Raw genomic sequence first — 5,839 nt, 5'->3', positions numbered from 1 at the left:
TCGTTCAAGCCGAACTTGCTTCGCTACACCAACAACGTGGCAGGTAAAGCTTGCCACGTTGTCGGCTACGCTACGCAAGTCGGCTTAACTCAGGCGTTATACGCCGCAGAAAATGTCTCGCAAATTGAGGAAAAAAGCATGAGTGTCACGCGCGTTCTGGACAAAACAAGTAGCTTCGGTGCACTGGTCGCGGCAATGTCCTGCGCTGGCTGTTTTCCGGCTCTCGGGTCGTTGGGCGCCGCGATCGGCCTTGGCTTCCTTGGGCAATACGAAGGCTTCCTGTTCCGTAAGTTGCTCCCCGGTCTGGCAGTGCTTGCGTTCTTGGTAAATGCTTGGGCCTGGTATAGGCACCGCCAATTCGCTCGCGGCCTGCTCTCGGTCGCAGGTCCAATCGCCGTGCTGGCTGCGTTGCTCGTCTTCTGGAGCTATGACTGGAGCATCTACCTGTTCTATGTGGGCATCGCTCTCATGCTTGTCGCGTCTATTCTTGATCTCCTGCGTCCTGTAAGAGCCACCCAATGTCCAGCATCGAACTAGAGTCGGTTATCACCTGCCCCGAGTGCGGTGCTGTTACGCAGGAAACTATGCCCACCAATGCGTGCCAGTGGCTCTATGAGTGCGGCGCGTGCCATGTGGTGCTCAAACCGCTACCGGGGGATTGCTGCGTCTATTGCTCGTATGGCACGGTCAAGTGCCCACCTATTCAGCAAGGCAGTTCCTGCTGCAGTAGTGGCGGCGCATAACAATTCATTCAAGCCGAAGCCGCTTCGCGGCTCGGCTTAATTCAGGTGTTAGGCCTCACATGAACAGACTAGCGGCGTTAATACTTGCATGGATCGCACTTATCGCGGCGGGGCCCGCGCGAGCGCTTGTCTGCCCAGTTCCCGGCACTACAGTAGCGTGGGCAACGGATCAGTGCCTGCTAGAGACTGGCGAGTCTGACTCAAGTGCCAAATCCGTCCGCGACTGTTTAAGCAAGGTCAACACTTACCAGCAACCCTGCGAGTGGAACGAAACATACAAGCGAAAGTACTGTGAGACCCTCATTGCTAAGGGCAGGTTTGGTGGTACTACTCAGCAATGCGTCGCTGATCCGGAGACAATTGGTCCCACCGTTCGCCAGCGCGTCAGGGAGCGGGCGGGTGAGGCCTAACAATTCATTCAAGCCGAAGCCGCTTCGCGGCTCGGCTTAATTCAGGCGTTATGCGCGCAGGTTGTCTTGTGTTGTAGCGGCATCGCGTCGGCTGCCACATCGGGAGTTGTGTTGGCGTCGCCACAGCAAGTCGCTTCGGCTGGCCCTTGTTGCGCCGCATCGCCTTCGGCTGGTTCGCGCCCGGTGACGGGCGGCGCCTGGGCTTCGGCTGGCAAGAGCGCCGGCGCCGACTCTCCTCGGTAAATCCTGCCGAGGCCCAGCTCCCGATTGGCCTGCAAACACATCCCTGTTGCGCCCTGGCTTCGCCGGTTCTAGGCTGCTGCATAACAGTTCATTCAAGCCGAAGCCGCTACGCGGCTCGGCTTAATTCAGGCGTTAGAGCTGCACCAACTATCAGGGGGAACCGTGCAGGCCTTCTTTCAAACTTACGGAAAAGAGATAGTCTCGCTAGTTGTCCCGCTGCTCGCGTGGGTCCTTAGCAACTTCTTCAAAGCGAGGGCTCGGCTGCTTGTCGCAAGGCCTCATGCGTTTACCTTTCTGGTTCAAGAGCCCTTACTTGACCAGCAAGGCAACCAGATCTCTCCAACCCAAACCATCAACACGAGCTCATTCGTCGTGGCCAATGTTGGCCGTGAATCTGCCACCAAAGTTGAGGTTGTTTTCAACTGGAAGCCTCAGTGCGTCAACCTGTGGCCGGCCAGGCACTACCAGGAACGAGTCGAACCTGACAATCGCTACACCATCACACTCGACAGTCTCGCTCCGCGTGAGGACGTCGGATTCCACATGTTCTCAATCAACAACGACCTCCCCGCATTTATGATTGCTCGCTGCGATCAATGCGTTGCGCAACCAATTTACATGGTGCCCCAGCCTGTCGTACCAGCATGGAAGCGCCGTACGTTTGCGTTCCTAGCCTTCGCTGGCCTATCAACGATCATCTATGCCGCAATCGTGCTCCTGCAGTTTCTTGTACTAAAGACGCCCTTTGGTCACTAGCACCAGCTCTAACAAGTCATTCAAGCCGAAGCCGCTTCGCGGCTCGGCTTAACTCAGGTGTTAGGTTGCAGTTGAGTGGATACGCCACTCGCAGAGCTGCAATGCGCCCTTTCCGGTGCCGGATCGTGACGAGTCGCTATCTCGCCTTGCGATACACCCCAGTTGCTATCCGGGCCTCTTTTTGCCTTCCACGCTTTTTCGAGGATCGCCAGCAATTCAGCGTCCTCATCCCCACGCAAAAGGCGGTCGTGTGCGCTCACGCAAATCATCTCAAGGCGCTCAATCTCGTCTGCCGCGCCGCGCAGTGAGTCGCGCATCAGCGTCGGCAGGTTCTCATTTTCGGCAAGGCCGCGCAGGTATTTTGTATCTGTGTGCATCCATGGCTCATCGTTTTGCAACCTAACAATTCGTTCAAGGGGATGCCGTTTCACGGCACCCCTTAACTCAAGCGTTAGGCCGCTAAGAGCAGTGCTTCCGTAGCTGCGCCAAGCGGTGCGCAGGCGCAACTCGCCAACCGGCTTCCCCGTTGGGTTCCTGGCATTCGGTGCCACCATCGTTCACCGGCTCGTGCTGGCCTCAGCAACGGCTTGCGCCCGCGGCTTCTCGCGGCAGCAGGCACGCGGGCACTCTCGTCGGTCGCAGCGTTTCCTCGCAGCTCACTCGCGGTGCGCGCGTGCAGCTCGGCTCTCGGACGCCACAGGCAACTGCGTGCAGCTTCCTATCTTGCGCTCGCGCGCCCGCCTGTCCCGGTCTTCTGCTACTTTGCGCCCTAACAAGTCATTCAAGCCGACGCCGCTTCGCGGCGCGGCTTAACTCAGGCGTTAGCCCGCAATGGAAGACAGCGACATTGTCACCCTCGACAGTCTGGCAGAGGTTCGGAGCATCACCACCCGAACATCTCGTCGTGTGATTGCCGCAGCCGCTCTATCTGGGCCAGTCATGGCCGCTGTGATTGCTGGAGCAACCTACGCTCTGTACGGCCCGGGACGCTTGACCATTGCGCTGATTTGCGGAGCAGTATTTGTTGTTCTCGGCCTAATCCAGTCAATTCACTGGATCCGGCACTACAAAGCCATCTTCAAACAACTTGAAGAACTAAAGAACAAGGTCGCTCAAGGCCAAGTTATCTATAGCTCACAAGTCTCATTTCATTCATATCGCTAGCGGGCTAACAATTCGTTCAAGCCGACACCGCTTCGCGGCGTCGGCAAAGCTCGGTAAGATTGAAGCTCTGCCGCCGCCGCAAAGCGGCGCGGCTTAACTCAGGCGTTAGACCCCTCGGGGAGGGAAATCGCATGTCAAAGAAAGAAGTCACATCAAAGCCAGCAGCGAGCAAAGCAGCAAAGACGCTCGGCAACCCATCGAGCAGCAAGGCCGCGAAGTCTGCTGCTGGCAGCGCTTTGTCACAACACAAGGCCCCAAACAAGCAAACTTCGTCAAGCGCTGGCAAAGCTGCGGCTAAGACCCTAGGCAGTTCTACTGCCAGCAAAGCTGCTAAGAGCGCGGCCGGTTCAGCGCTTACTCAACGCCCAAGCAAGGGCACTAACAGCGGTGGCCCTAGGGGCAAGAAGAAGTGAACCTCAAAGACGCCCGCGAGCACTACTATTTCCACACGGGGAAAGTCAGTGACATCGTTCGTCAGCTGGGCCTTGGAGCCATCGCCATCGTTTGGCTCTTCCGCTCCGGTGATAACACAGCGTTGGCAATTCCAAGCGGGCTACTAGCTCCGCTAAAGTTAGTAGTAGCAGGGTTGGCGCTGGACCTGCTGCAGTACGCGTTTGGCGCTGCGCTATGGGGTTTCTTCCAATGGCGCAAAGAGCGATCCGGCACACATGAGACTGAGGAATTCAAGGCGCCTGATTGGATTAACTGGCCGGCACTAGCCTGTTTCTGGCTCAAGGTCTTGACCATTGCATACGCGTACTGGATCCTTCTTAAGTATCTAGCCAATGCACTATCGGTCGGGGTCTAACAATTCATTCAAGCCGACGCCGCTTCGCGGCGCGGCTTAATTCAGGTGTTAGCCCTCATGAAACGCTCGTCGCCAGTTGTAGTCTTGTTCGCAGCCCTTGCGCTGCCGGCGCAGGCTGAGGCTCCAGACCTGACTCGAAACGATAGCGCTCTGATCAGTCACATCAAACGCACAGATACGGTCTTCTCCAAATTGCTCGGCCCGTGTACATCAGAACATTTGGCGCGCCCCAGGAAGAACACGTTTACCTACACCGCTTCATGCACTATCGAGCCGGCGCCGGAAGACGATTGCTACGGTTACAAGATCACAGCATCGGGAACTGTAGACACCAAGACTTGGGCAACGGTGCGCACCATCCAGCTCTCTCTGCAGTGCTCGGCTTGAGGGCTAACAATTCATTCAAGCCGAAGCCGCTACGCGGCTCGGCTTAATTCAGGCGTTAGGCCCCGGGTGAAAGCACATGGCAACTCCTGACAGCGAGTACTTCCATCAGCTTCCTCCGCTTACCGCGGAGACCGTCGTGGACCTTAGTACTGGCCAGGGGCTTTCACTACTCCTGCTTGAGTACGTGCCATCTGGCGGTGGCGCCATCTTCCCAGTCGAGTACATTCATCGAGAGCTTGTCTACCGCACTCCCGGACAGAAAGACGCTGTAGCGTATGGAACGGCTAGGCTCACGGATGATCCGGAGTACCGTGAGGTACGCATACTTTTTTCTCGCCCGCACCAGACAGCCACACTTCGCGGACTTGTCTTAGAGGGGCAGGTCAAAGTTAACCGGCCGGGCCCTAACAATTCATTCAAGCCGAAGCCGCTTCGCGGCTCGGCTTAATTCAGGCGTTAGAGGACATGGCCAAGTTAGTCCTTCCCCTGCTGACTTTAGCGCTGCTCACAGCCTGCTCGCGGGAAGCGAGATATTCGGCATCCTGTAAGCCGATTCCCCCACCAGAGCTTTTTCAACTTCGTGGCCCCGGGCTAGAACTCTCGCAGATCGAAGAGAAAATGCAGCCGCTCGCTGCGCGCGGCAATCTCGACAAGCATACTTTCGCGGCAAAAATAGTGGCGGGCTGGACGGACATGAAATCCTCGTATCAGTCAGGGGACACCATCCGTGAATTTACGATGGCCAAAGGGGCTGTCGGCGGTTACGCCCTGATTCGAGGTCAATGTTTAGTGACCGCATTTGCAGCATGGCGGTCTGTCCTCTAACAATGCGTTCAAGCCGAAATTGCATCGCTACGCCGTCAACATGGCAGAAAGAGCTTGCCATGTTGCCAGCTACGCGCTGCAATTCGGCTTAACTTAGGCGTTATGCGCGCAGGTTGTCTTGTGTTGTAGCGGCATCGCGTCGGCTGCCACATCGGGAGTTGTGTTGGCGTCGCCACAGCAAGTCGCTTCGGCTGGCCCTTGTTGCGCCGCATCGCCTTCGGCTGGTTCGCGCCCGGTGACGGGCGGCGCCTAGGCTTCGGCTGGCAAGAGCGCCGGCGCCGACTCTCCTCGGTAAATCCTGCCGAGGCCCTGCTCCCGATTGGCCTGCAAACAAATCCCTGTTGCGCCCTGGCTTCGCCGGTTCTAGGCTGCTGCATAACAGTTCATTCAAGCCGAAGCCGCCGCGCGGCTCGGCTTAATTCAGGCGTTAGATGCGCATGACACATACCGACAAACTGGAAAGAATGCAAAAGCACATGGCGGAGCTTGGTGTTTCACCATCC

Annotated in this window: 7 protein-coding genes; 6 read left to right on the top strand and 1 reads right to left on the bottom strand. The window is 57.3% G+C overall.

Annotation, left to right across the window (positions count from 1 at the left end; genetic code table 11):
- The 3 genes from merC to D0Y53_RS12440 form a co-directional block, all read left to right on the top strand.
- A partial coding sequence (gene merC / locus D0Y53_RS12450) for an organomercurial transporter MerC (protein ID WP_425477034.1) occupies positions 1 to 537 on the top strand: 537 nt, incomplete at its 5' end.
- The gene (locus D0Y53_RS13160) at positions 519 to 743 is read left to right on the top strand and encodes a GDCCVxC domain-containing (seleno)protein (protein WP_117203649.1); all 225 of its coding nucleotides are present in this window, start codon (positions 519 to 521) and stop codon (positions 741 to 743) included. The genes merC and D0Y53_RS13160, both read left to right, overlap by 19 nt.
- Before the next feature lie 815 nt (positions 744 to 1,558).
- Positions 1,559 to 2,152 (top strand): hypothetical protein, encoded by a 594-nt coding sequence (locus tag D0Y53_RS12440; RefSeq protein WP_117203648.1) that lies wholly within the window; start codon positions 1,559 to 1,561, stop codon positions 2,150 to 2,152.
- Positions 2,153 to 2,205: 53 nt separating this feature from the next.
- On the opposite strand, the gene D0Y53_RS12790 is transcribed toward D0Y53_RS12440, so the two are convergent.
- On the bottom strand, positions 2,206 to 2,529 hold the full coding sequence (locus tag D0Y53_RS12790; protein ID WP_147319081.1) for a hypothetical protein: 324 nt from the start codon (positions 2,527 to 2,529) through the stop codon (positions 2,206 to 2,208).
- A gap of 454 nt (positions 2,530 to 2,983) precedes the next feature.
- Between D0Y53_RS12790 and D0Y53_RS12785 the strand changes: the two genes are divergently transcribed.
- The 3 genes from D0Y53_RS12785 to D0Y53_RS12775 all read left to right on the top strand — a co-directional run bounded on the left by D0Y53_RS12785 (position 2,984) and on the right by D0Y53_RS12775 (position 5,336).
- Positions 2,984 to 3,316, top strand: coding sequence for a hypothetical protein (locus tag D0Y53_RS12785; RefSeq protein ID WP_147319080.1), 333 nt, complete (start codon positions 2,984 to 2,986; stop codon positions 3,314 to 3,316).
- A 409-nt stretch (positions 3,317 to 3,725) separates the two neighbouring features.
- Entirely contained in the window at positions 3,726 to 4,124 is a 399-nt protein-coding gene (locus D0Y53_RS12780; protein WP_147319079.1) for a hypothetical protein, read from the top strand.
- An 852-nt stretch (positions 4,125 to 4,976) separates the two neighbouring features.
- A complete protein-coding gene (locus tag D0Y53_RS12775; protein WP_147319078.1) occupies positions 4,977 to 5,336 on the top strand; it encodes a hypothetical protein in 360 nt (119 codons plus the stop codon).
- Positions 5,337 to 5,839 lie beyond the last annotated feature (503 nt).

It is taken from the genome of Cognatiluteimonas weifangensis, from assembly GCF_003416885.1.
GTDB lineage: Bacteria > Pseudomonadota > Gammaproteobacteria > Xanthomonadales > Xanthomonadaceae > Cognatiluteimonas > Cognatiluteimonas weifangensis.
This window is presented reverse-complemented; position numbering and strand designations above follow the sequence as displayed.